The organism is Haladaptatus sp. T7 (assembly GCF_026008575.1).
Lineage (GTDB): Archaea > Halobacteriota > Halobacteria > Halobacteriales > Haladaptataceae > Haladaptatus > Haladaptatus paucihalophilus.
Window position 1 is genome coordinate 222,663 of record NZ_BROP01000001.1, and the last position, 23,412, is coordinate 246,074.

Sequence of the window (23,412 nt, forward strand, 5' to 3'; positions counted from 1 at the left end):
AGACACCGAGGGGCATTGAGTGAGAGGGCTAAACGATTAGTCTCGCTCCGGCTCGTCGAAGATGGCGGAGAGGACTTTTCGTTCCGCGATTCGGAGGTGCTTGTGCAGGGTCGGCGGCGCGATGTCCAGCGATTCGGCGAGTTCCTCGCCGGTACTTCCGCGCGGCCAGTCGTAGTATCCGGCCCGATAGGCGGTCGTGAGGGCGGTCAGTTGGCGTTCGGTGAGACGGTCGTCGAGCGTATCACGGAACCGCGCGCGCGTTTCGGTCGGTTGTTCGACCGTCTGTCGGGAGACGAGTTCCGTGTCCTCGAACACGCCCGTCATGGCGTTGACCACCTCTCGAACGTCTCCCGACTCCGGGATGCCGACGGTGACGTGCGCAACCCCTTCCTCCGCAACCGCCGAACGGATGATGCCACCGTGATTTGCGAGCGTGGAAAACGCCATCGGCCCGGCGTAGCGGACCTCCAGCAGACACTCGTCCTCCCGCTGGGTGATGGCTCGAAAGTGCGTGACGCCCTCGAATTCTTCGAAGAATTCGAAGACGCGCTCGGGGTCGCTACCCTCCGTCGAGACGTACAACAGGAGCGAGCCGTCAGGGTGCAGTACGGCGTCTTCGAACCGGGATGTCCCACCGACCTGTTTCGTGAGCGCGGTAAACGGATAGTCGTCCTCCGAGAACCGGAAGGTCAGTTCGATGGTCCGTTCCGAGACGAGTGCCTGTCGCGTTTTGGCCGCGGAGAGGGCGTAGCCCACCATCTCCCCGAGCTCCCCCAGAACCTCGCGTTCGGGTCCCTCGAACGCGAACGCACGGTCGGCGTAGACGCCGAGGATGCCGTGAATCGAATCGTCGTACCGGAACGGAACGAACGCCATCGACCAGCGACCGGCGTCGGAGTCCGAAGCGCCCCACTCGTCGCCGCGGTCAGCGTCCTGTACCACCCACACCGACCGATTTCGAATCGCCTCGATGGCCGGTCCGTCCGACGCGTCGAAGTCCATCCGCCGGAGCCGCTCTGCGTCTTCCTCGTCGATACCCGCCCGCGACACTACCGTCAACGTCTCCAACTCCCGGTCGAAGCGAGCCACGAGCGCGAACCGATAAGGGTCGGCGTCGGCGATGCGGTCACAGACCGTTCGCTCTATCTCGTCCGCGGTGTCCGCACGGACGACGGCGCGGTCGATACTCCGAACGACGGCGTTGATGTGACGGAGCTGTTCGAGTTCGTCGCGCTGTGCTCGCAGCGCCGCGTCCCGCCGCTTTTCCCACGAGATGTCGCGGACGACGCCGACGGTTCCCTCGAATTCGCCGTCGGAGAGCACCACGGAGAACCGGAGTTCACAGGGAACCCGTTCCCCGTCCGCGTTTCGGATCGGAGCCTCCATCGCCCGAACCCCGTTCGGGTCGTTCGCCAGCAGGTCCGCGATTTCGTCTTCGACCCGCGTCACGTACGCTTCATCGACGAGAAACGAGGCGTGTTCGCCGAGCAGTTCCGCGCGGTCGTATCCGGTGGCCTCGACCGTGGCGTCGTTGACCGAGACGAAGCGACCGGCCGGGTCGAGTTGGTAGATTCCGTCCCCGATGGCGGCGACGACCTTTTCGGTCGCCAACAGTCGGGGTTCATCCGTCCCTCCCTCCTTTTCCCCCTCCTCCCGCTCCTCGCTCATTGCGATACTAGCCGTTAGCGAGGTGGATAACTCTGGCGCGCGGGGAACCGCGGCCAACTAAATACGCCGCCCGAGAATGGTCGGGTATGGCAGACACGGCAACCCTGATGGATTCGTACACCGAGATGACCGAACTGCTGTTGCCGAACGACACGAACAACCTCGGTCGGGCGCTCGGGGGTGTGGTGTTGCACTGGATGGACATCTGCGGGGCCATCGCTGCGATGCGATTCTGTGGGAACCAGTGCGTCACGGCGTCGATGGACCACGTGGACTTCATCTCGCCCATCGACCGCGGCGAGGTGGCCGTGGTGGAGGCGTTCGTCTTCGAAACCGGCCGGACCAGCATCGACGTGAAGGTGAACGTCCGGGCGGAAGACCCGCGGAAGGGCGAGGAACGCGAGACGACGACCTCGTTTTTCACGTTCGTCGCGCTGGACGAAGACGGCAATCCGACGCCCGTCCCGGATATCGACTGCCCGGACGAAAACCAGCAGGCGCTCCGCGATTCGGCCCGCGAGGAGCGACTCCAACAGCTCCAGAACGTGGTTGACCGAATCGACTGACCGCGAAAAAACGTCCGCAAAAATTCGACCGTCGGCCTACTTGCTGGTCGTTGTGGTCTCGTTCGTCATCGTCGTTTCGTTCATCGCCGTCGTTGTCGTCGTCATCTGTTCTCCGGTCGTCGTTTCGTTCATCGTCGTGGTCGTCATCTGCTCGGTGGTCGTCTCGTTCATCGCCGTGGTCGTCATCTGCTCGGTGGTCGTCGTGGTCGGCGTCTGTTCGCCAGTCGTCGTCTCGGTCATCGTCGTGGTGGTCTCGTTCGCCGTCGTCGTCGCGGGGGCGGCGGTCGTCGTCTCGTTCGCGGCCGCCGTGAAGTCGGTCACGAGGATGAGGTCGAGCGGTCTATCGGGACTTCCGGCCGGGACGCTGCTGTTGTCGGCGTAGCCCGCCGCGAACGCCGAGTAGACGGTGCGGTCGGAGAGCGACACGTTGAACGTCTTCAGCACCTCGCCGGAATCGTTCGCCGTCGCGGGGCGAACTTCGAGCGTGTAGTCGCCCGCCGGGACCTGCTTGTATGCGGTCGCGTTGCGGAACGAGACGTTATCGAACAGCGTGGTGTTGGTCTCCGCGACTGTCACGTCCACCGGTCCTGCGTCGGGCGAGACGTGAACGAGGCGCACCGAGGCGTTGCCCTGGTCGGGCGCGGTGAAGTTGTCCTCGTAGACGACCGGTTCGAAGGCGGTGTCGCCGCTTCCGGAAATCAGGCCGGTCGCCGCGACGGTGTAGTTCGTGTCGGCGTCGAACGTCACGTTGTCCGAGAAGACGACCGTGCTCGGGTCGTCAGCGGCCGTAATCGTGACGTTGTGTTCTCCTGCCGACAGGCTGGTATAGTCGGTGACGTTCCCGTAGGACAGGTTGGAGACTACCGTCTCGTTGTCCACGAGGACGTCAACCGGCGGCGCATCGGGCGACATGTGCGCGATGCGGACCTGTGCGTCACCGCTCTGATTTCCTTCGGCCATCGCCCCCATGCCGGCGAAGCCGACGCTGAGTGTGACCAACAGTGCGACCAATCCGACTCCGAGTGTGCGTGTTGTTTCCCTCATTCCAGTGGCATCGTCGGCTACCACGAGGATAAAGCGCCCACACCGTCCATCCGCATAATGGCGGTTTTCGAGCCCGGTAACTCCCGTTTCTGGCGAATCCGTCGCGTCGAAATCCTCGCCTAACGCGGCGGTAGCGGCGTCCGGCCCTCGGCGGTCGAAGGAACGCTTATCCGACATCCCGTTCTATCCGGGGCCATGGGACTCGACGTGCCGACCCCGGACCCGCCGACGCTTCGTCCGGAGGCAGATGTGCAGGAGTACGACGACGTGTCGGTGGCGGCGGAGAACGACTACCACCGCGACGAACTGGAAGCATTCCTCCACGAGGGCGCGTGGGAGGAGTCGTTCGACCGGTGGGCCGCGGACACCGAGTTGGACGAACGCGAGTTCGAAACCGCGGTCGATCTGGACCTGTTCGCCGAGTTCGACTTCTTCTGGGACGACTTCGCGGACCGCGTGGGGTACCACGCGCCGGGCATCCCCGAGGACTGGAAGGTCAGGGATATCCACCCGGACATCGACTCGTGGAACGCCGTCTCGTCCATCAACGCCTCCCTAACCGAACTCGGACAGGTGGTCTGTGACGTACTCGAAGCGGACTACGTGGATTGGGAGGCGGAGTTCGACGCGCCCGACGACCTGCCCGATTTCTAATCCTCGGCCGACTCCCGAAATATCACACCGTCGATATCACCGGCGAGGACGACCGCATCCGACTCGTTCGTACAGGAAAACGAGACCACCATCTCGTGGCGCTCGGGGCGCGTGGTGACGCTCTCGACCGTGGTTTCACACGTTATCTCCTCGCCGACGTACACCGGGCGGCGGAACTCGAAGCTCATCGTCCGGGCGACAAAATCCATGTCGCCGCCGATTTTCGTGGGGAGCGTCGCCGTCAACAGGCCGTGTACCATCGGTTCTTCCTCCTCGACGTGGTGGCTCCCGCGGTCGCCCGAGAGGTCGGCGAACGAAGCGACGTCCGCGGCCGTGAACGTCCGCGAGAAGGTCCTCGTCTCGCCTTCCGTCGGCGTGGCTGTCATGCCTATTCGTTCACACGAATCCACCTAACGTTTTCTCCGGGTCTTCGGCGCGAGGGTCGGTAAATCGAGACGTGTTCGTTTTATGGTATCGGGGTCACACACTCCGGGTATGGTGTCGCCGCTCGACGGGTGGCCGATGCAACTCGGTATGTCGCTCGGCCTGTTGGTATCCGCGCTCATCGTCTGGGGATTGGACCGTCCGCGTGGACGGTGGGGAACGGTCCTCCGGAGGCGGTTGTTGTTCGGCGTCCCGTGGGGCACCCTCGTCTGCGTCACGGGCGTCGTCGCGGTGTACCTGTTCGTACAGGACGGCTGGAACCACTGGTACAACCCCGTCACGGTGGCGTTCGCGTCGTGGTCGTACCTCTACCCGCTCGGCATGCTCGCCGGGCCGTTCTCGCACGTCGGCCCCAGCCACCTCCTTGGCAACATGACCAGCACGCTCGCCGTCGCGCCGTTGGCGGAGTACTACTTCGGACACTACCCCCCGGAGCGGGGCGAGACCTCGTTTTCCTCGTGGCGAACGAACCCGTGGGTGAGGGCGTTCGTGTTGTTTCCCCTCGGCGTCGTCGTCATCGCGCTCTGTACGGGCCTGTTTTCGTGGGGACCGGTCATCGGGTTTTCCGGCGTCTTCTTCGCCTTCGCCGGGTTCGCCCTCGTTCGCTACCCGCTCGGAACAGTCGTCGCCCTCTCCGCCCAAGACGTGATTCAGACGCTGTACGTGGCGTTTCGGAGTCCCCAAACCATCGGCGAAGCGACGACGCACTTCTCGCGCCCGTGGTGGTTCGGCATCGCCGTGCAGGGCCACACGTTGGGATTTTTCCTCGGCGCGGTCGCGGGCGTCTACCTCCTCCGAACGCGTGACGTCCGGCCGAGCGCGCTCAGGACGTGGGCGGGCGGCGTCATCGTCCTCGTCTCGTCGTCGCTGTGGGCGTTGTGGTGGTACCGCGGGATGGAGACGTTCGTTCTCTTTCGCGGCCTCGGCGTCATCTTCGTACTCGCGCTGGCGACGCTGGTCGCGCTCGCCGTCCGCACGACCGACCGAAACGCGTTCTCCCCGAAGACTCGACAGGTAGGGGCGGTTCTGCTGTTGATTCCGCTCATCGCCATGGCGGGCGTCGCCGTGCCCATCAACCTCACGTCGGTTCAACACGGCGGTCAGAACGCGCTCTCCGGCGTGTCGGTGCGGGGATACACGGTGACGTACGCCGAGGACGTACCGAATCAGAAGGTGTCCGTCGTGGACGTGTCGGTCGGCGGCGAGACGACGCAAGTGAACACGAGCGGCGTCATCGTCGTCAACCCGGACCGGGAGATATGGTCGCGGGAGGTGTCGAAGGGACAACTCGCGTACTCCGGCGGAGCGACGGTTAGGGTCGGCGGCGTCGGCTGGTCGAAGGCGGTGCGGATAAAGCGCACCGGCTGGAGCGCCACCGGCGGCGGGACGGCGTATCAGGTGTGGCTTCGCCCGGCGGACGGCCAGTGGAAACGCGCCTTCTCGTCGGGACCGGCGACCGCGAGTCCCGTCCTCGCCGGGAACAACGTCTCCATCGTCGCGCAAAAGGGACGGTTCGCGCTTCGACTCTCGCGGAACAACACCACCGTCGGCACCGCGCCGATGCCGACGCGGAACGCGACGGTCACGGTGGACGGCATCCGGTTCACCCGCGAGAAACGCCGCATCATGGCGTCCATCAACGACACGCGGGTTCAAGTCGCCGCGAAGGAACAGTACCGAAAATAGCGCCACCGATACGGAAACTATCGCCACTCGATTCTGAAGACCTCGGCGTCGAGAACCGTTCGGTCGCTTCGCTGGAACTCGAACTGCCGCGAGAGCGGTAGCTCGGCGCGGAAGGCGTGCGTCACCGCGGCGTCCGCGTCGGCAGCGAACGACTCGACGAACGCCATGCTCCCCTCGTTGTGAATCGAGTAGGACACGTCGGCGACGGCGGCGGTCGTTTCGAGAAACTCCCTGTCCGCGTGTTCGTTGCCCCGTTGTGCCCCGAACGGCGGGTTCATCAGGACGGTCACGGGGTCGTCGGGACACAGCGGTGCGTCAGTCGCGTCGCCGAGCATCCAGTCGATGGAACGGGCAGGTTCCACCCGACGTTCGTTCTCCGTCGCTTGGCGCAACGCCGCCGGGTCGCGGTCGAGTCCGACGACGCGGACGGGCGAGCGCGTCGCCGCGCCGATGGCGAGCATGCCGGTGCCCGTTCCGAGGTCGACGACGGTTTCGCCCGCAATGTCGCCGTGCACGTCGGCGAGGTGGACGAGGTGAGCCGCGAGGTCCGCCGGTGTCGGGTACTGTTCCAACTCGACCCGCGGGTCCTCGAACTCGGTGACGGCGGAGAGGCGTCGTTCCAGCGCGCGTTTCCCCATGGTCGGGCGAACGCGACGGGGTGACGTAAGAAGCAGGATTCGGAATGCGAGGGTCGAGGGTCGAATTACAGTGTCAGCGGGCCGTCCAGTTCGAGCGTGACGCCCTCGCGGCGGGCGCGCTCCTTCAGCGCGGCGAGGGACGGACGGACCTTCGATTCGTCTGCCACGGTGTCGAACTCGACGGTGACGGTTCCCGCGCCGAGGAACGAAGCGGTTCGAATGTACTCGCGGATGCGGTCCGCTTCGTCCTGCGTGGCGAACGAACAGTCGGCGTCGAAGCAGGCATCCACCGTCACTTCGGCGGGGACGTACTCCTTCGCGGCGAGTTCGGCTTGGAGGTCGCGCAGGTCGTCGCGTCCTGACGGAAGCGCGGCCGCGTCGAGCGTTACGGGGGTCTTGTCCGCGGGTCGGCAGCGTTCGATGGCGGTTTCGATGGTCGAGGGACGAGTGGCGCTCATGGCTACCACACAATACCTACTGGGAATACAAAAAGGTTTGTGTATGTCCAGTAGTAATTGAATATGGGTCAAACGACCGTTTCAGTCACCTGAAAGTACTTACTGAACGAGGGGAGATGTGATGCCATGAACCGACGACGTGCCCTCGCGTGCGTCGGGTCCGTCCTCCTCGCCGGGTGTCTCTCCGAATCGACACCCGGCGGGTCGGACCCCGCCGCGTCGAACGCGACGAACGGAACGACCACGACCACCGAGCAGCCGAACACCTCCACCGGAACACCCGCCTCGCCGACCCTCGAAATCCCGGCCGAAAACCACTGTCCGTCGTTCGGCGAGTCGCGGGTCGTCTGCTCCGTGGACGCCGACGACGGGACGACGTTGCAGATGGTACCGTCGAAAACGCGGGTGGACCTTCCGAAAGCGACGGTTTCGTTCACCCTCCGAAACGAGACGGGGGCGACGTTCACGACGAACTACTACGGGTGGTCCGTATCGAAGCACGTGGACGGCGAGTGGTTCCACATCGCGCCCCAAATCGTCCCCGAACCCGCGATGATGCTCGAATCGGGCGATTCGCACACGTGGACTCTCACCATCGACAACACCGACCTCGATGCCGCGAGCGCCCGTTCACAGGGAACCGACGACATCGCGCTCGTGGGACTCGGCGGCGGCACCTACGCCTTCGGTATCGACGGGTGGTTCCAAAAGGGAGGCTACGAGAACGCAATCGGCGTCGCCGCCCGGTTCGAACTGAACGGTGACGACCTCGAACTCGCGCCGACCGCCGACCTCGAAGTGGTCGGACGGAACGGCGACGAGAAACGCGTCCGGCAGGGAGACGGCGGGGAAACGTTCGTCGCCACGCGCATCGACGAGTCGGAAGCGGAGGACCCGCGGCGCGTGCTGCCCGAGGAGGCCGTCCGTCTCCCCGCGCTTCGCAACCTCCTCGCGTCGTTCGAATCGGGCGTCGAAAGGGTTCGTCTCGACACTGAACAGACCGGCCCGTTCTCCACCGACACGGGGGTCATCGAGTACGAGGGCGAGACATACAGAATCACACCAGTAGACGGGTGAGAACGCGAAGCCGAGAAAGTGAACTCCTCTATCCGATAAAATATAATAATATTTACGATAGAATTAAATTCGCCGATTAGGTATGTGTATTCATGCCACGCGACACGGACGATACAAACGGACGGACCGGAATGAGCCGTCGAACGATGCTGAAAGGGACCGCCACCGCGGCGGTCGGGTTGGCCGGGTTCACCGGAAGCGTCGCCGGGTTCGAGGGCGACGACGGAGACATCACCGGCCCAGCGGACTTCCCCCGTGCGACGACGCGCGGTCACTTCGACATCAACTGGCTGTACGAGGAGGAGTTAACGGACGGGCACACGAAGTGGGATTACGACACCGTGGGAGACATCCCCGGCTACGGAAGCGCGACCCCCGACGAGGTGGTCATCTCGGTCCACGGATGGTTGGTCGCATCGGACGAGGCTCCGGACCACTTCGAGACGGTCAAGACCTCGCTTCGGAACAACGGTTACACCCACCCCATTATCGGGTTCAGCTACGACTCGGACACCCGCCTCGACCAGTGGTGGCCCGCGACGGACATCGCGGAGCGAAACGGCGCGAAACTGGCCAATTTCATCACCGACTACCGCGCCCGGACCGGTGCCGACGTGCGCCTCATCGGCCACTCGCTCGGCGGGCGGGTCGTTCCGGCGACCATCAAAGCGTTGGACTCGCTCGGCTACCGCGATTACGTCGCGTCGGCTACCCTGCTCGGCGGTGCCGCCGACAACGATGCCGTGGCGGTCGATGGCGAATACGGTCCCGCCATCGCCAACGTCGTCGAACAGTTCGACAATTTCTGGAAATCGGACGACAACGTGCTCAACTGGGCGTACTCGACCGGCGAATTCGACGCCGCCGTCGGCGAGGAGGGCTGTGAGGGGACGCCGCCCGCGAACTACGAGGACCACAACGTCGATTACGTCCCCGACCACTTCTCGTACCACGAACCCGGCGACGGGTGTATGGCTGACGTTGTTGGGGAGTTTCAGTGAGCATCGTGAACTGAAGCAAGTCAGAGCTTTGCTCTGACGGAGTTCTCGTGAGTGACGGAGGAACGAACGAGAGCACGTCGGAACTCGTTCCGACGGAGTTTTCGTGAGTGAAACGAGCGAATGCCAGAAAAAGCGGAGCTTTTTCGCGGTTCTCGTGAGTGACGGAGGAACGAACGAGAGCCAGCGGGAGCTTTGCTCGCGCGCAGTTCCAGTGAGCATAGCGAACCGGAGTTCTCGTGAGTGACGGAGGAACGAACGAGAGCCAGCCAATGTAAGCGTTGACTAGATCTCGTGAATTTACCGCCGAATGAGCCGTTCGGCGGTGTTCGCGGCGTGCTTCGAATACGCCCACCCGAGCAGATACCGGCCGTAGGCTTCGGCGTGGGGGAAATCCTCGTCATCGACCGTGCTGTCGCCCGAATCGATGAGACCGTGTGCTGTATCGAGAAGGATGCGAGCGAACGACCCGTCGTCGGTTTTCGATAGCGCTGTGCGGAGTTCGGACACCGCCAGTTTCTTCGCTCGGAAGACGCGTTTCGAACCGATTTCGCCCGATTCTTCCGGGATATCGACACGTCGTTTCGCGTCTCGCCACGCGAGAAAGTGCTGGAGTGCGTCGGCGGTCGTCGTGGCCGAAAGCACTTCGTATCCGCCTTCCCGGTACCGTGTTGCGTCCCAGAGGGTACTTCGGCCGTAGAACCATCCGTGCGTGTAAATGCGACCCCGAAGTCGCCGATACGGGCTTTTCGGCAGGTCGTCGTCCGCATTGTCGTCCCCTTTCGAGCGAAGTTCCTCCGCCTGCTGTTCGAGATGCGTTCGATTCCGTGCGAGTGTGTCTCCGAACGGGTTCGGATCCTTCAGACCGCCACGATACCGCTCGTAGAGGCGTCTGCCATCATCAAAATCCCGTCGTGCCGATTCGATATCTCTGAGCGATTTTCCCGCCTCCATCGCGTCTTCGGGCGGCGAATCGAGGTCGAGAAAGGACGCGGCCTGCTGTGTGTGCCGTTCGACCCGTCCGACGTGAACGAGGAAGTCGTTCGGGTCGTCACACTCGTACTCGATGTTCGTTCGAAACGAGTCGATTTCGCGTTCGAGTTTCGTCTGTGACCGTTTCGGATTTTTCTCCGTGTACTCGTCGTTCAGATACTGTGCCGTTCCGAGCGTTTTGGCCGCGGTGCTCGCCGCCCATTGGCACCGTTCGAGGGTTTGTGGCGTTCCGGAACCATCCTGAATGTCGTCTATCGTGGCTCGTGATCGGTCCGGTAAATCGTTCAGATAGTCCCGGTCGAACTCCTTCAACGCGGATTTGTCGGCCCGTTTCCACTCCGTTTTCGCCTCGTCGATTATCCGCTGTGCGTGTGCCTTTGCGACTCGGACGTGACTCGCGGGAATCTCGATTCGCGGCGGGATGGACGGGATTCCGACGTGTTTCGTCCGCGCGTCCACGACCGGTGCGGGCATGGTATTGGTGACGAATGAAGCCGAACCGAGGCCGAGGACCGACCCTCCGGCGAGGAGAACTCGTCTGCGGGAGAGAGGGCTATCCGGGCGAGGGGACATGATAGAGAAAGGAAACGATAGCTACAAAAATTTTCCTACCACGTGCCGTGGAAGGTGTCGAATTCGAGGGAGTCCAGCGGCTCGTTGCCGACGGCGATTTCGTACTCGCCGGGCGTGAGCATGGGTTTGTGGAAGCGCGGGCCGTCGTCGGTGGTGATGCGCGGACAGCCGGTGTTGACGAAGGCGTCCATGTCGAAGTTTCGCAGTCGGTCGGGCGTCACCTCGTCCATCGTGATGAGGTAGGCGTTCTCGTTTTCGTCGAGGATGTCCTGTGCGACGTCCCAGCGGCCCTGCCCGATTTTGGTGCAGAAGATGACGCCCCACTTCTCGGCGTCCATCGCGCGGTGGACCGCGCCGTAGCGCTGTTTGAGGAACTTTTCGGTGTCCGCCACGGTGACGACGTTGTTCACGGGGTCGGCGATGACGACGGTCTTATCGGGGTGCTCCATCGCCAAGCCGAGCGGGTGGAACTTCCCGCCGCCGACGTAGAGCACTTGGTCGGCGTCGATGTCCGCCGAAGCGTAGTTACATCCCAAGACCTGCCCCTCGTGTGTCAGTCGGTCGTCGCCGCGTCGGGTGTGTACGTCGAACCCGCGCTCTTCCAACCACTCGCGCATCTTCTCGAAGTGGTTCATGTGCTGGGCGGTCGTCACGAGGCCGACGTCGCCGACTTCGAGTTCCTCCAGCGATTCTTCCATGATGGGGAAGACATCGACGTTGGAAAACAGCGGAACGTAGATGACCTTGTCCGTGTTCTTCATCGGCGAGTGGCCGAAGTGGACGAACACGTCGGTTCGCTTCATCAGGTAGGTGTCCAAGTCACAGGCTCCGTAGCACGGCTGGCCGGAGAGGAGAATCGTCACGTCGTCGGGGAGCAGTTCGCGCAGGTCGTCCGCCACCTGCGGGCCGCGGCGTTTGAGTCCCTCGGGGAACTGCAACCCCACCTTGTCGGCGTCGCGCTCCTCGACCGCTTCGATGATGCGGTCGAGTTCGTAGTCCCACTCCCGGTCGTGCTTGAGGGACATCCCCGTGTTCCTGAGGTCCCCCTCGCTGTACTCGCTTTCGTTGCTCATTATCCCCTCATTGCGGGCGAGAACTTTTAACCTCGGCGTTCTCGGTTTTCCCGATCTGCTCGATTTCGGGATTCGGCAGGCCTAAAGTCCTTCAGCCCGAATCCCGAGACATGAGCGTCGACACGACGACGGAGACCGCGGAGCAGTCCGATATCGAACGGCTGGCGACGGAACTCGGTGAGGCGATCGTGGAAAGCCCCGTCTACCAGCGATTCGAGGAGACGAAGGCGGCCGTCGAAGCCGACGAGAAGGCACAGGAGCGGATCAAGGAGTTCGAACAGCTCCGACAGGAGTTCATGCTCGCGCGACAGACGGGCGAGGCGACCCAAGACGACGTGGCGGAGGTCCAGAAGGCCCAGCAGGAACTTCACTCCCTGCCGGTCATGGCGGAGTATCTCGACGCACAGGACGAACTCACGGCGCGACTGGAGGACTTGAACCGCGCCGTCTCCGAGCCGCTCGCCGTCGATTTCGGCCAGCAGGCTGGCGGTTGCTGTCAGGACGAGTAGTCGGACACCCGCATCCCCGTTTTCTGCTCCTGCGACGCATTCACGGCGAGCGACGGCACTCAGTTCAGCCGCCAGAGTTCGTAGTTCAACAGGGTGGCGAAGGCGACCCAGCAGAGGTACGGCACGAGCAGGAGGGTCGCCCGTCGGTCGATTCTGGCGAAGGCAACCATCGTTGCGACGATGGCGGCGAGGAGCGCGAGGATGACCGCGAGTCCGCCAGCGGGCCAGCGCATGCCGAAGAAGACGAGCGTCCAACCGGCGTTAAGGACGAGTTGCACCGCGAAAACCGCGAGCGCGAACCGGTTGTCCCCCCGTCGCCAGACCAGATAGAGCGCAATACCCATCAACAGGTAGAGCGTCGTCCAGACCGGGCCGAACACCCAACTCGGCGGCGTGAAGGCGGGCTTTTGCAGGGTCGTGTACCACGTCGCCACGTCGTTCGCGGTCAGAAACGACGGGATGATCCCCGCCAGTTCACAGACGACGATACAGACGAGCAGGGCGGGCACGTCGCGGAGCGAGAACGACGAACGCTGTGCTATCTCCATGGGGTCGCTACGACACGAAAAAGGGTGTTCCTTTCGCCGAACTACGTGGGTTCGACTAGTCGAGGTCGTCCAACTGGACCGTCTCGTCGAGGATGAGCGTCGGTCCCTGTTCCGTGTCGATGAACTCGGCGGCGTCGGCCATGACCTCCGTTCCCTTCTCGGAGTCGAAGGCGGCCTTCATGTCGGCGGTCGAGTCGAAGTAGAGTTCGAGCACGCCGTCGTAGCCCGCCTTCTCGGGGTCCTTCGAGACGGAGGTGACGTACTTCCTCAGGCCGGGCAGTTCCTTGGCGAGTTCGGAGTGCTCTTCGAGCCAGTACTCCTCGAACTCCTCGTGGGTCGTGCCGTCCTTGCGCACCAGCAGATCGACCATCTTCATCATGGTACCCGAAGTCGGTTCCGCGACGACTTCGTTGTATCGACTGCCCCACGGAAATTCAGTTTTCACTCCCGAAACGGGGCCGGATAGGTGAGCGCACCGCCGACGTCCGCGAGGCTGTCCTCGGAAAGGGCGTACACCTGAAACGCCTCGTCGGGCATGTCGAACGGGTTCTCGAATCCGGCATCGACGGCGGACGTGAACCCGAACCGCCCGTAGTAATCGGGGTCGCCGTGGAGAAAGACGAGTTCGTAGCCCGCATCCCGTGCCGCGTCGAGACCGACTCGGACGAGTCGGCTTCCGACGCCCGAACGCTGGTGCTCGGGGGAAACCGAAAGCGGAGCGAGAACGAGTTCCGCCGTTTCGCGGTCGCTAAGGGCGACTTCTGTGAACATGACGTGACCGATGACGTCGCCGTCGTGACGCGCAACGAACGACAGGTCCGGGCGGTACGCGGGCGATTCGCGGAGCGCATCGACGAGAATTGCCTCGTCGTCCCGCTCGAATGCGGCGGTGACGACATCACGAATTGCCGTTGTATCGGTTGGTCCCGCCGTCTCCACGTCGAATTCGTGCATCGTGCTCCGTACAGACCGTGGTGTGAAATCGATTTCGGGACACGGACGATGGCGGGTCACGGACGACGGCTGGCTTCGACGGTCGCCCGTTAGCGTCGCCCGAACGCCGCCGTGAACCGCGCCCGGCCGAGTCGATTCCCGTCCATCGCGCCGAACAGCGCGGCCCGTTTCGCTCCCGCGTCGAGTTGTAGTTCGCGTTCGAGGAGGTACAGCGTGAACCGGTAGGTGTGCGGCCCGTCGCCCTTCGGCGGGCAGGGACCGCGATAGCCGATTTCGCCGAACCCGTTTGTTCCCTGCCGTGCGCCGTCGAGCGACCCGACCGTCCGCCGCTGTGGCACGTTTTTCGGTACCGTCGTCGTTCCCGGCGGGAGGTTCCACAGCAACCAGTGGGTGAACGTCCCGCTCGGTGCGTCCGGGTCGTCCACGACGATTGCGAGCGATTTCGCGTCGTCCGGGACCGACTCGATTTCGAGCGGCGGCGAGACGTCCCTGCCGCTGCAGGTGAACTCGGTCGGAACGCTGGCACCGTCCTCGAACGCGGGTGTCGTGAATTCGGTCATGGTGTGACTCCGTTCGGTCGTTTGCGTCGATTCCGTTCCCGTCGGGCGGTCGCCCCGGCCATCTCCGTCGCGGCGAACGCCAGCACACCCCGCCAGGGCGACGCCTCCCCCACCCAATCCCACGAGGACGGTTCGTCGTCGGAGCATTGCGTGGTATTTCGCGGCGCGCGGTAAAATGCCCTGTTGCCGTCGGTTTAAGTGCGTGGGCGTCCTTCCCTCGGGTCGATGGCGGAACTCAACCGACCCGAACGACGGCAGTGCGTCGAGTGCGGACGCGAGGATTCGTGGGACGATTCGACGCACAACTGGCGAATCGCTGGCGAGGAAGGCAGACCTTTCTGCATCCACGAGTGGGACATCAACGGCTCGCATAACCCGATTCGGAATTGAATCGGAAGTCGAAGAAAAGCGGGAGAAGAGAGGGAGTTGGATGGAATTTGACCGAAATGGGATTTGACAGGGATGGGATTCGTCCGATGATTCGACCACTAGCGAGTGGTGACTCGCCCCCCTAGCGCGTGACTGGTTCGACACTAGGTTGGGATGGTTTGGCGGCTAGGTTGATGACAGTTCGACGGCTAGAGAGAAGACCAGTCGTACGGTTGCGTTCGGCCGCGACACCTTCCACATCCTACCGAACCAATAGAATTAACTCGTCAGAATTTGATATGTCGGACGAAGCAAATCGGGGTACTCGCCGAAAGGCCAGTGCTGGAACACTGACCCCGTTTGCTTCAGGCGCTTACCCAAAGCATGTCTGACAACGAACCTTCTTCGGAAAAACGTATCGCCACCGAACAGACGCTGCTCCGCCTCGGCGCGGTGTCCCCCGAGGACGTGAGTGAAGAGTTGCTACTCGACATTCACGATTTGTTCGAGGAACACGACATCCCCATGCACAGCGCTTCGGTCGAACGCTGGCGCACTGGGTACGTGTGTTAGTTGGATAGGGATTGCGGGAATTTTTTTGAACAGATTCGCTACGAACAAGACTGTCTCCGTTCGACATCACCGATATCGGTGTAGAGCGAACCTCGAACGCTTCCGTCTGTTCGCGTCGGGGTGGCGTTGGTTTTCTATGACTGCAACTACAGACGTCGATGAAACCGCGACCGCACCGCAACAGCCACACCCTCCCCAACCGATCGCGTTCCTCACTCCGAAAGAGCACGCTCTTTCGTGCTCTCGCTCGCTCCGCTCACGAGAACTTCGTTGCGGTACCTGCGGGCCACGGCCGCAGGTCAGCGAGACGCGACGCGTCTCGCAAGTCTCATCCCTCGCACGCTTCAGCGGGACGACGCGGCCGAGGATGGCCACGTCGTCCCGCCAGCGCGCGCCACGATGGAACGCCGAGTTGCGTGGAACTGAATCGATTCTTCGGGCGCGTGCACCAACAACCCCGAGGACGCTCCGTCCGAGGGGTTGCTTGGTTATCACGCGAGGGATGAACGAAACGAAGTGGAGTGAATCGGTTGGGGAGGGTGTGGCTGTCGCGGTGCGGTGCTGGGTGGGATTGAAAGGGGCCGCACGCTCGCGCTTGCATGGTCGGCTCGGCGGCCACTATCGCGGACCAAGCGGTGCGGAGAGGTCCGCGATATGTCGGCTGAGCGACCGCGAGCGGGCGGGGGCTTTCGGAGTCAAGTTCACTGTTGCTCCACTCGGAGCATCCTCGCAAGTAAACTCATCTCGTAGCGAGCGTGGCGGGGGTGTTCGAGAATTTCGGCACGTCCGTCTCGACTGAACTACGACGGAGAAAACTGGTAAATCGAAGTAACCGCTTCTCGCTTCGCGTTCGCCGGTCAGAGGTCGATGAGTTCGACGTTTTCGGCGGCCGCTTTAGCCAGTTCGAACAGGCCGTCGGGTTCGGCGTTCTGGGCGATTTCGTGGGTGGCGTTGGTTTCGGGGTAGTCGGGTGCGAGGCGGTTACAGCCAGCGGGAATCGTGGAGTCGGTGTAGGTGTCGATGCGGCGGGCGCGGGCCACGATGTCGCTCTTGTCCATCGTGAGGAGGGGGCGATGGATGGGCATGGTCGTGGCCGTACCGACCACGCCGAGATTCCGCGCGGTCTGGCTGGACTTCTGCCCGATGGCTTCGCCGGTGACGATGCCGTGGGCGGACTCCTCGCGGGCGATGTGCTCGGCGACGCGGTACATGAACCGGCGGAAGACGAGCATTCGGGCGGGACCGACCTCCTCGCCGAGGAGTGTCATCGCCTCGCCCGCCGGGACCTTCCGGACGCGCATGTCCTGTTCGGGGGCGTATTTGGCGAGTTTGCGAACCGTTTCGACGGCGCGGGCACGGTGGTCGATACCGCCGTAGTCACCCAAATCCAGGTAGACGGGGATCACGGGACTGCCGCGCTTCATGACCTCCCACGTGGCGACGGGGGAGTCGATGCCGCCGCTGACGAGCGAAACGAGTTTCGTCTGGGTGCCGAGCGGGAGTCCGCCCGGCCCGTCGCGTTTTTCGAGGAAGACGAAGGCCTCGTCGTCGCGCACCTCGACGGAGAAGGTGATGTCGGGGTCGTCCAAGTCGACCTCGGGGTTCTCGACGGCGTTCCAGACGGCGGTACCGCCCTCGCGTTCGAGTTCCGCGCTGGTGAACGGATGGTCCTTCGAGGAGCGCCGGGCGCGTACGGCGAAAGTCCCCTCGTGGTAGTGCTCGCGGGCGGCGTCGGCCAGCGTCTCCTCGATGACCGCCTGTTCCGGCGAGACGACGGCGGCGGCGCTCGCGGACTGGACGCCGAAGGTGTCGGCCGCCGCGGTCGTCGCTTCCTCGACGTTCTCCTCGGTCGCGTGGACGAGGAGGCGCGACCAGCGGCGTTCGACCTCGGCGTCGATACCGCGGTCCGCGAGTATCGCGGCGATGTTGTCGCGGAGCCGTCGCTCCATCTCGGTCTGCACTTTCCCGCTTTTCACGCCCACGTCGCCGTGCCGGACGAGGACGGTATCGGCTCCCGACGGATGCATAGCCGGGCATAACAAGCGGCGAGATAAACGACTGTCGAAGGCGTGCCGGTATTAGAAGGTCGTCACGTCGCCGTCGATGGCCCGCTTCGTGATGCTCGATACGTCCGCCAGTTCCTCGTCCACGATGTCCACGATTTCGGGTTCGATGTCGCTCAGTTCGACGCCTTCCTCGGTGACGACGTGGGCGTCCGCCACGTGCGGTTCGTCGATGGGGCGGCCGATTTGCGAGAGGAGGCGAACCCGCATGTCGCGGATGCCGTCCACTTCGGCGACGACGGTTTCGGCAATTTCCGTGCTCAGCAGGTTGTAAATCTTCCCGATGTGGTTGACGGGGTTCTTGCCGCTCGTGGCTTCCATGCTCATCGAGCGGTTCGGCGTGATGAGACCGTTCGCGCGGTTACCGCGGCCGACGGAGCCGTCGTCGCCCATCTCAGCGCTGGTGCCGGTCGTCGTGAGGTAGATGCTCTCGTCGTCGTCGGCGGTGTTGACGTAGACGTTCACCTCGCGGTCGGTGTACTCGCACGCGACCTGATGGGTGTAATCGCGGACCGCCTCGACCATCGCGTCGTACTCCTCGCGGTTTTCGACGTATTTGTCCACCATCGCGGCGGCGACGGTCACGTCGATGGTGTCGCGCTCGCGCTTGCCCATGATTTTCACGTCGGGGCCGAGCGCGGGGTTGTCCGCCGCGAACTCGCCGTTGAGCCGTCGTTCGGCGTTCAGCACGATTTGTTCGGTTTCGGAGAGGGGGGCGTGGCCGACGCCGAAACTCGTGTCGTTCGCCATCGGAACCGTCGCGCCCTCCTCGGAGAAGACGTCTTGGAGGTCGCCGCTTCCCTCCCCGAGTTTCACGTCGATGATGACGTCACGGCCGACGTCGAGTTCGGGGATGTTCTCGTGGAGGTACTCGCGCGCGGCGTCGAGCGCCACGGTGTCGGTCGGGATTTTCGTTCCTTCGTATTCCTTTGTCGCGCGGCCGACGATGAGGATGTAGATGGGTTCGACGAGTTCGCCGCCGCCGAACCGCGGGTTCGAACTCCCGGCGACGAGTTGCGCCTCGTCCGTGTTGTAGTGGAGGACTTTGCCCACGCGGTCGAGATACGTCTGCGAGAGCGCGCTAGAGACCGCTTCCGCGATACCGTCACAGATGGAGTCGGGGTGGCCGATTCCCTTTCGTTCGACGATTTCGATGTCCTGATCTTCGACCGCCCGACGGTCGATAGGTTCCACCTGAATGTTCCGCTCGGTCATTATATCGGATTCGCAGTCACGGATTCTATAACTTGCGGAAACGCTTTCGACCACAGGTATTACCGTTACTCATCTTCGAGCAGCAATCCGAGATACGACGTTCGTATCTGGTCGTCGGGGTCGAGACCGAGTTCGTGAAGGACCTCGTAAGCACCCACGCGGGCGGATTCGACACCCGCTTCGTTCGTCTCGGTTTCGACCTCGACGAACTCGCCGAGCCCCGTCACGACGTCGAGGCTGACGACGTAGCTATCCAGTTCGTAGCGTTCGCGTTCCTTGTGGACGGTCGCCGCCGATTCGAACCCGAGCGCCGAGAGCAGTTGGTCCACGGTTTCCCCGTCGCCGACCACGGTCTCGTGTTCCTTGCGCGTCTTCGATTCCTGCTCGACCAACGGCCCCTTGTAGGTCACGACCTCCACCGCGTCGTCGTCGTCCGCCTCCCGCCGGATGCGGAGCGCTTCGTCGGTCTCCGCGAAGTCACGGTGGGGAGCGTCGTAGTAGAAATCCTCCTGCGTCACCGTGCCGAGCGAGCGGGCGTCGAGTTCGTGAAGGCGTTCCCGGACCGTCTCGTGGTCGGCCCGGACCTTCACTTCGACTTCGTACATGCTCGGGACGAAGGGGGCGGGAGTCAAAAGCACACCGTGTCGGCGAAATCACGCCGTTCGCGTCGCTGCCGTGTCCCGTTCCGCTCCGTTCGCTCCACCAGCGACGCCGAGATAATCGGCGAGGGTTCGCAAGTCGCTCGCCTCGCGGTCGAACGCCCGAACGTCGTTTTCCGACACCGTGTTGTCGAACTTCAGCGACCGATACTGGTCCGAACCCATGGGAACGAACGGAATCGCGTCCGCGACCGTCAGCCCGATTCCGGCGAGCGGCATCGGAATCGGCAGGACGGCGACCGACTTCCCGTCGGCGCGATAGGCGAGTTTCGCCACGTCGGCGAGGGTGAGCACCTCGGGCCCGCCGAGGTCGTATGCGCGTCCGAGGCGGGCGTCGTCCTCCACGCAGTCGGCCAGTATCGGCGCGAGGTCGCCCACCCAAATCGGCTGGAACCGCGTCTTCCCGCCCCCCGGCAGTCCCGTCACGTACGGCGTGGTGAGCACCTTCGTGAACGAGACGAACTCGCCGCCGTCGCCGAAGACGACCGACGGACGCACGATGACCCACTCCAGCGACGAGTCGCGGACGACTTCCTCGGCTTCGCCCTTCGCCCGGATGTAGGCGGTCGTTCCGCCCGGGTCGGCACCCAACGCGCTCATCTGGACGAGTTTCGGGACGCCGTGCTCTTCGGCCGCCCGAACGACGTTTTCCGTCCCACCGAGGTGGACCGACTCGTGGCTCGCGCCGCTCGGCGGCTTGAACAGCGGCGAGAGCGCGACGAGGTTGACCACGGCGTCACGGCCCGAAAACGCGCCTTCGATGCTTTCGTAGTCGGTCACGTCGCCCGAGACCGTCTCGACTCCGGCCGGAAGGTCCGAATCCCGCGGCGAGCGCGAAAGTACCGTCACGTCGTGTCCCCGCCCGTGCAGTTCCTCCGTGAGCGCCGTTCCGACGAACCCGCTGCCGCCGACGATGAGTACTCGCATACTACCCCTTCGTCGGTCAGGGCCTTGACGACACTCCCTGACGTGTTCGACACGGGTCGTCGTTTGCGAACGCGGAGGTCGTGAAACCCGGTCGTCACTCCGGGAGTTCGCCGACGAATTCGTACTCTCGGGGTCGCTTGTACTCCTCGAGCGCGTCGCTCCGGACGCAGTGGTCGTCGAGGTCGGCCGCCGTGAGGTCGCCGTCCGCGACGATGAACGCCTTCGGCACCTCCCCCCACTCGTCGTCGTCGATACCGACGACGGCGGTTTCCTCGACGTTTGGATGCTCCGCGAGCACCGCCTCGACGTTCTCCGGGTAGATGTTCTCCCCGACGTATTTTATCAGGTCGCGTAGCCTGCCGGTCATGGCGAAACAGCCGTCCTCGGTCTCGATGCAGGCGTCGCCGGTGAAGTACCAGTCGCCTTCGAACGCGTCTTCGGCACTCTCGTAGTCGTGCAGGTAGCCCTCGAACGCTCCGGGACAGTCGCGGTGGACGATGAGTTCTCCCTCGCGTCCCGCCTCGACCGTCGCCGTCGGGTCGTGTTCGTCGATTTCGACGATTCGCATCCCGTCCACCCCCGCGTACCCGAACGTCCGCGGGTCGTCCCGGTGTCGGAGATTCACTTTCGTGTACGGCGGGAATATCTCCGTCATCCCGTACGTGTTGTAGATGTAGTCGGGGTCGATGACACGTTTGGTCGCGTCGAGCAGGTCCTCGCTCATCGCCGCGCCGGAGAAGCTGATTATCTCCACGGAATCGAACATGTCGCGGTTCCCGTCGGTGTCGTGCCCGTCCTCCGAACCGAGCAACCGCTCGTACATCACGGGCGCTTCGTGGAGAACAGTGACGTTCTCCTCCTCGATTATCCGCCGATACTGCTCGCGGTCGAATTCGGGTACCGGGATGTACGTACCGCTCGTCAGTACCGTGGATAGCAACATCCCGTGAACGCCGAGGGTGTGAAAGAGGTGAATCCTGCCGAGGACGGTCTCCCCGTCGTACATCCGCTGACTGTGGACGTTCAGAAAGACCCTCTCGACGCCGCCTCGGTGCGTTATCTCTATTCCCTTCGGGTCTCCGGTCGTCCCGGAACTGTACTGGATGACGCTGCCGTCGTCCGGCGATATCGACACCGAAACCCGCTCGTCAACGTCTCGAACCAATCGTTCGTAGCCGTTCACGTCGGGGGCGGAAGCGTCAGCGGTCGTAACAAACGTCTCGCAGTCGAGTTCGTCCCGGAGGTCGAGCACCTGCTCTGCGATTGGCCCACCGAACACCAACATCGACAGGTCGGCGTCCGAAACGAAGTATCGCAACGTCTCGTCGCTGCTGTGGAAGTTGAAGGGGACGGCGATGCCACCGATTCGCTGCACCGCGAGGAACAAAAAGACGTGTTCCGGCGTGTTCGGAAGGGCGAGCCCGATTCTCTCCCCTTTCTCGATGCCGAACGCTCGAAACCCGGCGGCAAGCCGTTCGACCCGCTCGTCGACGTCGGCATAGGTGAACCGTCGGTCGGTTATCGGATCGACGACGGCGGTTCGGTCGGGCGTCCGCTTCACCGTGTTTCGAAATAGCTCACTAACGTTCCACATCGTTTTAATTAATATAAATTATAATATAAAATTCCTCCGACGCGCAGGTATCTTTCGTGAGTTCGCGCGCGGTTCACTTCGTGACTTCCGAAACGGCCGCCTCGATGTCCTCCAGACAATCGGCGACGTTCTCCCGATGAACTCGAAACGAGAGCACACAGATACGGACGGCGAAACGGCCGTCGAGCGTCGTTCCCGAGAGGTGAACCCGGCCACGGGCGTTGACCTCCTCCAACACCCGTTCGTTGAGTTCGTCGAGCGCGTCTCCCTCGACGCCCGGCGGTTCGACCCGGAACGCGAGCGTGGACAGTTGGGGTTCCGCGACTACCTCGACTGGTTCGAGGTCACGGAGGCAGTCGGTGGCCCGTTCCGCGAGTTCCATCTTTTCCGCGAGCGCGGCGCGGAATGGGTCAACGCCGTGCAGTTTCAACGGCAGCCAGACGCGAAGACCGCGGAAGTCCCTCGACAGCTCGGGTCCCAGTTGGCTGAAGTCCACCGTCCCGGAGTCGGGGTCCCAGTCGGGGATGTAGTCCGCCTCCACGGCGTGTGCGCGGGCCAACGCCCCGCCGTCCCGCATCAGGAGCGCGCCGGTCCCGTACGGGAGGAAGAGACCTTTGTGCGGGTCGACGGTGACGGAGTCACAGCGGTCCAATCCGGCGAGTTGCGTTTTCCCCTTCTCGGTTAGGGCGAAGAATCCGCCGTAGGCCCCGTCGGCGTGGAGCCAGAGGGATTCCCGGTCGCAAATGTCGGCGAGCGTATCGAGGTCGTCCACCGCGCCCGTGTTCGTTGTCCCCGCGTTTCCGACGACGAGGAACGGCTCCTTTCCGGCGGCTCGGTCCGCCTCGACCGCCGATTCGAGGGCGTTCACGTCGATGCGGAACTCGTCGCCCGTCGGAATCGAACGGATGTTCTCCGACGGGAAACCGGCGAGGACCGCGGCCTTCGTCACCGAGTGGTGCGACTGGTCGCTGGTGTATATCACGCCGTCGAGAAAGTCCCCCGGGAGGCGTTCCCGTCTGGCAGTTATCGTGGCTATCAGGTTCGCCATCGACCCGCCGGACGTGAGCAGGCCGAAGGAGCCGTCGGGGTAGCCCATCATTTCGCAGAACCACTCGACGACGTTCGTTTCGATGGCGACGAGCGCCGGGGCGGCGAACCACGTCCCGACGTATCGGTTGGTTGCGTCGGCGATGAAGTCGGCGAGCGCCGCGTGAAAGAGGCCGCCTCCCGCGGTGTACGCCATGTATCCCGGGTGGGAGTTGGTGATGGAGTGGACGATGGCGTCCTCGAACAGCGTATCGAGGAGTTCGTCGTACGGCGTCGTCTCCTCGGGGAGCGGTTCGCGCAGTTCCTCCGCCTTCTCGTGTGCACCGTCAACGTTTGACGCGGGCCCGTCCGGCAACCGGTCGAGATGGTCCAGCACGTGGGCTTTCGTCTCTCGTATCATCTCCTCCTTCTCCCCACGGGAGAGTTCGAGCGGTCGGTCGGCCCCGGACGAACGGTCGTCTCCGTTCGACGGGAGAGTGAAATCAGCCATTATATTACAATCTTTTTTGAAAATTAAAGTAT

26 protein-coding genes are annotated in these 23,412 nt (G+C 63.5%); 9 read left to right on the forward strand and 17 right to left on the reverse strand.

All coding sequences use genetic code 11. The features are described from left to right. Positions 1-36: 36 nt before the first annotated feature. Positions 37-1,668 carry a bacterio-opsin activator domain-containing protein gene (locus tag OPC11_RS01285; RefSeq protein ID WP_264780779.1) on the reverse strand — a complete coding sequence of 544 codons (1,632 nt, stop codon included), beginning with the start codon at positions 1,666-1,668 and terminating at the stop codon, positions 37-39. Positions 1,669-1,754: 86 nt separating this feature from the next. Between OPC11_RS01285 and OPC11_RS01290 the strand changes: the two genes are divergently transcribed. Continuing rightward, the gene (locus OPC11_RS01290; protein ID WP_264780780.1) at positions 1,755-2,234 is read left to right on the forward strand and encodes an acyl-CoA thioesterase; all 480 of its coding nucleotides are present in this window, start codon (positions 1,755-1,757) and stop codon (positions 2,232-2,234) included. Between the two features lie 36 nt (positions 2,235-2,270). Here the strand turns inward: OPC11_RS01290 and OPC11_RS01295 are convergent, their stop codons facing one another. Next, complete coding sequence (locus OPC11_RS01295) at positions 2,271-3,233, reverse strand: DUF4397 domain-containing protein (protein ID WP_264780781.1); 963 nt, start codon at positions 3,231-3,233, stop codon at positions 2,271-2,273. A 240-nt stretch (positions 3,234-3,473) separates the two neighbouring features. Between OPC11_RS01295 and OPC11_RS01300 the strand changes: the two genes are divergently transcribed. After that, on the forward strand, positions 3,474-3,932 hold the full coding sequence (locus OPC11_RS01300) for a hypothetical protein (protein WP_007980423.1): 459 nt from the start codon (positions 3,474-3,476) through the stop codon (positions 3,930-3,932). Here the strand turns inward: OPC11_RS01300 and OPC11_RS01305 are convergent. Beyond that, a complete protein-coding gene (locus OPC11_RS01305) occupies positions 3,929-4,318 on the reverse strand; it encodes a MaoC/PaaZ C-terminal domain-containing protein (RefSeq protein ID WP_264780782.1) in 390 nt (129 codons plus the stop codon). The genes OPC11_RS01300 and OPC11_RS01305 overlap by 4 nt on opposite strands. Before the next feature lie 109 nt (positions 4,319-4,427). Here OPC11_RS01305 and OPC11_RS01310 point away from each other — a divergent pair, with 109 nt between their 5' ends. Then, positions 4,428-6,062: a rhomboid family intramembrane serine protease gene (locus OPC11_RS01310; protein ID WP_264780783.1), complete on the forward strand. Its 1,635-nt coding sequence runs from the start codon at positions 4,428-4,430 to the stop codon at positions 6,060-6,062. 17 nt (positions 6,063-6,079) lie between these two features. Here OPC11_RS01310 and OPC11_RS01315 read toward each other — a convergent pair whose 3' ends face one another. Together OPC11_RS01315 and OPC11_RS01320 are read right to left on the reverse strand one after the other, a co-directional pair. After that, a complete protein-coding gene (locus tag OPC11_RS01315) occupies positions 6,080-6,700 on the reverse strand; it encodes an METTL5 family protein (protein ID WP_007980426.1) in 621 nt (206 codons plus the stop codon). Positions 6,701-6,765: 65 nt separating this feature from the next. Next, positions 6,766-7,158 (reverse strand): hypothetical protein, encoded by a 393-nt coding sequence (locus OPC11_RS01320; RefSeq protein WP_264780784.1) that lies wholly within the window; start codon positions 7,156-7,158, stop codon positions 6,766-6,768. A 126-nt stretch (positions 7,159-7,284) separates the two neighbouring features. Between OPC11_RS01320 and OPC11_RS01325 the strand changes: the two genes are divergently transcribed. Further along, positions 7,285-8,235, forward strand: a complete 951-nt coding sequence (locus tag OPC11_RS01325; protein WP_264780785.1) for a hypothetical protein — start codon at positions 7,285-7,287, stop codon at positions 8,233-8,235. Between the two features lie 92 nt (positions 8,236-8,327). Next, entirely contained in the window at positions 8,328-9,236 is a 909-nt protein-coding gene (locus tag OPC11_RS01330) for a DUF726 domain-containing protein (protein ID WP_007980431.1), read from the forward strand. A 297-nt stretch (positions 9,237-9,533) separates the two neighbouring features. Here OPC11_RS01330 and OPC11_RS01335 read toward each other — a convergent pair whose 3' ends face one another. Together OPC11_RS01335 and dph2 are read right to left on the reverse strand one after the other, a co-directional pair. After that, positions 9,534-10,799, reverse strand: coding sequence for a hypothetical protein (locus OPC11_RS01335; RefSeq protein WP_264780786.1), 1,266 nt, complete (start codon positions 10,797-10,799; stop codon positions 9,534-9,536). A 35-nt stretch (positions 10,800-10,834) separates the two neighbouring features. Continuing rightward, positions 10,835-11,872, reverse strand: a complete 1,038-nt coding sequence (gene dph2, locus OPC11_RS01340) for a diphthamide biosynthesis enzyme Dph2 (RefSeq protein ID WP_007980433.1) — start codon at positions 11,870-11,872, stop codon at positions 10,835-10,837. 110 nt (positions 11,873-11,982) lie between these two features. Between dph2 and OPC11_RS01345 the strand changes: the two genes are divergently transcribed. Next, positions 11,983-12,381: a YlbF family regulator gene (locus OPC11_RS01345; RefSeq protein ID WP_264780787.1), complete on the forward strand. Its 399-nt coding sequence runs from the start codon at positions 11,983-11,985 to the stop codon at positions 12,379-12,381. Positions 12,382-12,440: 59 nt separating this feature from the next. Here OPC11_RS01345 and OPC11_RS01350 read toward each other — a convergent pair whose 3' ends face one another. From OPC11_RS01350 to OPC11_RS01365, 4 genes are all read right to left on the reverse strand, one after another. After that, positions 12,441-12,929: a TspO/MBR family protein gene (locus OPC11_RS01350; RefSeq protein WP_007980435.1), complete on the reverse strand. Its 489-nt coding sequence runs from the start codon at positions 12,927-12,929 to the stop codon at positions 12,441-12,443. 55 nt (positions 12,930-12,984) lie between these two features. After that, positions 12,985-13,308 carry an EthD family reductase gene (locus tag OPC11_RS01355; protein ID WP_264780788.1) on the reverse strand — a complete coding sequence of 108 codons (324 nt, stop codon included), beginning with the start codon at positions 13,306-13,308 and terminating at the stop codon, positions 12,985-12,987. Between the two features lie 62 nt (positions 13,309-13,370). Next, the gene (locus tag OPC11_RS01360) at positions 13,371-13,883 is read right to left on the reverse strand and encodes an N-acetyltransferase (RefSeq protein WP_264780789.1); all 513 of its coding nucleotides are present in this window, start codon (positions 13,881-13,883) and stop codon (positions 13,371-13,373) included. A gap of 89 nt (positions 13,884-13,972) precedes the next feature. After that, positions 13,973-14,590 (reverse strand): YbhB/YbcL family Raf kinase inhibitor-like protein, encoded by a 618-nt coding sequence (locus OPC11_RS01365; RefSeq protein WP_264780790.1) that lies wholly within the window; start codon positions 14,588-14,590, stop codon positions 13,973-13,975. Between the two features lie 78 nt (positions 14,591-14,668). Between OPC11_RS01365 and OPC11_RS01370 the strand changes: the two genes are divergently transcribed. From OPC11_RS01370 to OPC11_RS01380, 3 genes are all read left to right on the forward strand, one after another. After that, the gene (locus tag OPC11_RS01370; protein WP_007980440.1) at positions 14,669-14,833 is read left to right on the forward strand and encodes an HEWD family protein; all 165 of its coding nucleotides are present in this window, start codon (positions 14,669-14,671) and stop codon (positions 14,831-14,833) included. A gap of 363 nt (positions 14,834-15,196) precedes the next feature. Continuing rightward, entirely contained in the window at positions 15,197-15,385 is a 189-nt protein-coding gene (locus OPC11_RS01375) for a hypothetical protein (protein WP_264780791.1), read from the forward strand. A 270-nt stretch (positions 15,386-15,655) separates the two neighbouring features. Next, positions 15,656-15,811, forward strand: coding sequence for a hypothetical protein (locus tag OPC11_RS01380; RefSeq protein WP_232423720.1), 156 nt, complete (start codon positions 15,656-15,658; stop codon positions 15,809-15,811). A 431-nt stretch (positions 15,812-16,242) separates the two neighbouring features. Here the strand turns inward: OPC11_RS01380 and OPC11_RS01385 are convergent, their stop codons facing one another. The 6 genes from OPC11_RS01385 to OPC11_RS01410 all read right to left on the reverse strand — a co-directional run bounded on the left by OPC11_RS01385 (position 16,243) and on the right by OPC11_RS01410 (position 23,380). Continuing rightward, positions 16,243-17,412 (reverse strand): tRNA sulfurtransferase, encoded by a 1,170-nt coding sequence (locus OPC11_RS01385; RefSeq protein WP_264780792.1) that lies wholly within the window; start codon positions 17,410-17,412, stop codon positions 16,243-16,245. A 51-nt stretch (positions 17,413-17,463) separates the two neighbouring features. Further along, the gene (locus OPC11_RS01390) at positions 17,464-18,663 is read right to left on the reverse strand and encodes a methionine adenosyltransferase (RefSeq protein ID WP_007980443.1); all 1,200 of its coding nucleotides are present in this window, start codon (positions 18,661-18,663) and stop codon (positions 17,464-17,466) included. A gap of 65 nt (positions 18,664-18,728) precedes the next feature. Then, positions 18,729-19,268, reverse strand: coding sequence for a class IV adenylate cyclase (gene cyaB, locus OPC11_RS01395; RefSeq protein ID WP_007980450.1), 540 nt, complete (start codon positions 19,266-19,268; stop codon positions 18,729-18,731). A 48-nt stretch (positions 19,269-19,316) separates the two neighbouring features. Beyond that, positions 19,317-20,249 (reverse strand): complex I NDUFA9 subunit family protein, encoded by a 933-nt coding sequence (locus tag OPC11_RS01400; protein ID WP_264780793.1) that lies wholly within the window; start codon positions 20,247-20,249, stop codon positions 19,317-19,319. A 94-nt stretch (positions 20,250-20,343) separates the two neighbouring features. Beyond that, positions 20,344-21,843, reverse strand: coding sequence for a class I adenylate-forming enzyme family protein (locus OPC11_RS01405; protein WP_264780794.1), 1,500 nt, complete (start codon positions 21,841-21,843; stop codon positions 20,344-20,346). Positions 21,844-21,916: 73 nt separating this feature from the next. Beyond that, positions 21,917-23,380: an aminotransferase class I/II-fold pyridoxal phosphate-dependent enzyme gene (locus OPC11_RS01410; protein WP_264780795.1), complete on the reverse strand. Its 1,464-nt coding sequence runs from the start codon at positions 23,378-23,380 to the stop codon at positions 21,917-21,919. Between the last annotated feature and the right edge of the window lie 32 nt (positions 23,381-23,412).

What these genes read in the sequence shown, in the direction of transcription:
- OPC11_RS01285 (WP_264780779.1), bottom strand. Translation starts at nt 1,668, where the DNA reads ATGAGCGAGGAGCGGGAGGAGGGGGAAAAGGAGGGAGGGACGGATGAA.
- OPC11_RS01290 (WP_264780780.1), top strand. Translation starts at nt 1,755, where the DNA reads ATGGCAGACACGGCAACCCTGATGGATTCGTACACCGAGATGACCGAA.
- OPC11_RS01300 (WP_007980423.1), top strand. Translation starts at nt 3,474, where the DNA reads ATGGGACTCGACGTGCCGACCCCGGACCCGCCGACGCTTCGTCCGGAG.
- OPC11_RS01305 (WP_264780782.1), bottom strand. Translation starts at nt 4,318, where the DNA reads ATGACAGCCACGCCGACGGAAGGCGAGACGAGGACCTTCTCGCGGACG.
- OPC11_RS01310 (WP_264780783.1), top strand. Translation starts at nt 4,428, where the DNA reads ATGGTGTCGCCGCTCGACGGGTGGCCGATGCAACTCGGTATGTCGCTC.
- OPC11_RS01315 (WP_007980426.1), bottom strand. Translation starts at nt 6,700, where the DNA reads ATGGGGAAACGCGCGCTGGAACGACGCCTCTCCGCCGTCACCGAGTTC.
- OPC11_RS01320 (WP_264780784.1), bottom strand. Translation starts at nt 7,158, where the DNA reads ATGAGCGCCACTCGTCCCTCGACCATCGAAACCGCCATCGAACGCTGC.
- OPC11_RS01325 (WP_264780785.1), top strand. Translation starts at nt 7,285, where the DNA reads ATGAACCGACGACGTGCCCTCGCGTGCGTCGGGTCCGTCCTCCTCGCC.
- OPC11_RS01330 (WP_007980431.1), top strand. Translation starts at nt 8,328, where the DNA reads ATGCCACGCGACACGGACGATACAAACGGACGGACCGGAATGAGCCGT.
- OPC11_RS01335 (WP_264780786.1), bottom strand. Translation starts at nt 10,799, where the DNA reads ATGTCCCCTCGCCCGGATAGCCCTCTCTCCCGCAGACGAGTTCTCCTC.
- dph2 (WP_007980433.1), bottom strand. Translation starts at nt 11,872, where the DNA reads ATGAGCAACGAAAGCGAGTACAGCGAGGGGGACCTCAGGAACACGGGG.
- OPC11_RS01345 (WP_264780787.1), top strand. Translation starts at nt 11,983, where the DNA reads ATGAGCGTCGACACGACGACGGAGACCGCGGAGCAGTCCGATATCGAA.
- OPC11_RS01350 (WP_007980435.1), bottom strand. Translation starts at nt 12,929, where the DNA reads ATGGAGATAGCACAGCGTTCGTCGTTCTCGCTCCGCGACGTGCCCGCC.
- OPC11_RS01355 (WP_264780788.1), bottom strand. Translation starts at nt 13,308, where the DNA reads ATGATGAAGATGGTCGATCTGCTGGTGCGCAAGGACGGCACGACCCAC.
- OPC11_RS01360 (WP_264780789.1), bottom strand. Translation starts at nt 13,883, where the DNA reads ATGCACGAATTCGACGTGGAGACGGCGGGACCAACCGATACAACGGCA.
- OPC11_RS01365 (WP_264780790.1), bottom strand. Translation starts at nt 14,590, where the DNA reads ATGCTCCGACGACGAACCGTCCTCGTGGGATTGGGTGGGGGAGGCGTC.
- OPC11_RS01370 (WP_007980440.1), top strand. Translation starts at nt 14,669, where the DNA reads ATGGCGGAACTCAACCGACCCGAACGACGGCAGTGCGTCGAGTGCGGA.
- OPC11_RS01375 (WP_264780791.1), top strand. Translation starts at nt 15,197, where the DNA reads ATGTCTGACAACGAACCTTCTTCGGAAAAACGTATCGCCACCGAACAG.
- OPC11_RS01385 (WP_264780792.1), bottom strand. Translation starts at nt 17,412, where the DNA reads ATGCATCCGTCGGGAGCCGATACCGTCCTCGTCCGGCACGGCGACGTG.
- OPC11_RS01390 (WP_007980443.1), bottom strand. Translation starts at nt 18,663, where the DNA reads ATGACCGAGCGGAACATTCAGGTGGAACCTATCGACCGTCGGGCGGTC.
- cyaB (WP_007980450.1), bottom strand. Translation starts at nt 19,268, where the DNA reads ATGTACGAAGTCGAAGTGAAGGTCCGGGCCGACCACGAGACGGTCCGG.
- OPC11_RS01400 (WP_264780793.1), bottom strand. Translation starts at nt 20,249, where the DNA reads ATGCGAGTACTCATCGTCGGCGGCAGCGGGTTCGTCGGAACGGCGCTC.
- OPC11_RS01405 (WP_264780794.1), bottom strand. Translation starts at nt 21,843, where the DNA reads ATGTGGAACGTTAGTGAGCTATTTCGAAACACGGTGAAGCGGACGCCC.
- OPC11_RS01410 (WP_264780795.1), bottom strand. Translation starts at nt 23,380, where the DNA reads ATGGCTGATTTCACTCTCCCGTCGAACGGAGACGACCGTTCGTCCGGG.